The organism is Microbacterium sp. BF1 (assembly GCF_019279095.1).
GTDB lineage: Bacteria > Actinomycetota > Actinomycetes > Actinomycetales > Microbacteriaceae > Microbacterium > Microbacterium maritypicum.
Window position 1 is genome coordinate 1 of the sequence record NZ_JAGYWT010000764.1, and the last position, 761, is coordinate 761.

Genomic DNA, 761 nt, shown 5'->3' on the forward strand with positions numbered 1-761 from the left:
GCGATGACGCCGGCGCGCTCGCGCTCGCCGAGATCCTGCGCGACCAGGGGGTCGACATCGAGGTGCACCGCTCTCGATCCCAGGCGCGCGCGGCGATCGACGAGAGCACGACGCTCGTGATGTCCAACCCGTACACGCTCACCGACGAGGCCCTGCAGACGCTCACCGAGCCCGCGGAGCGCGTCGTTTTCCTCTCCACCAGCACACACCTGCTGAACGAGCTCGGCATCGGCGACAACGCCACGGGAACACTGTCGGCAGCGACAGCGGACTGCGACGTCGCCGAGTTCGCCGAGGTGGGGACGATCCGCGCCGACCGCCTGTTCACCCCCGCGGACGGCGTGCAGGCCTGCTTCGGAGACGCCGACGGTGCGGCCGTGCTCGTGGACCGCCGCGCCCGTCCGCAACGCGTCGTCGTGGAGGGCACGAGGCTCTTCAGCAACGCGACTCTCGCCGAGAACGGCAACGCCGCCCTCGGCCTCGCCCTGCTGGGCCAGACCGACCGCATCGTCTGGTACGTCCCGAGCTTCGCGGACTCCGATATCGAAGCCGAGCCGATCGACACGCTCGGAAGCCTCACACCGACCTGGGTCACTCCTGCGATCCTGCTGCTGATCGCCGCAGGGATAGCCGCTGCCCTCTGGCGCGGCCAGCGGTTCGGCCCCCTCGTCGCCGAGACGCTTCCGGTCACCGTGCGCGCATCCGAGACCATGCACGGACGTGCACGTCTCACGGCGAGAGCTGCGGATGCGGCGCACGCC

General features: G+C 70.6%; 1 protein-coding gene. It reads left to right on the plus strand.

What is annotated here, in order from left to right; translation table 11 throughout:
- Positions 1 to 761: DUF4350 domain-containing protein (locus KZA10_RS16635; RefSeq protein ID WP_218683451.1), on the plus strand; the 761-nt coding region annotated here is incomplete at both ends.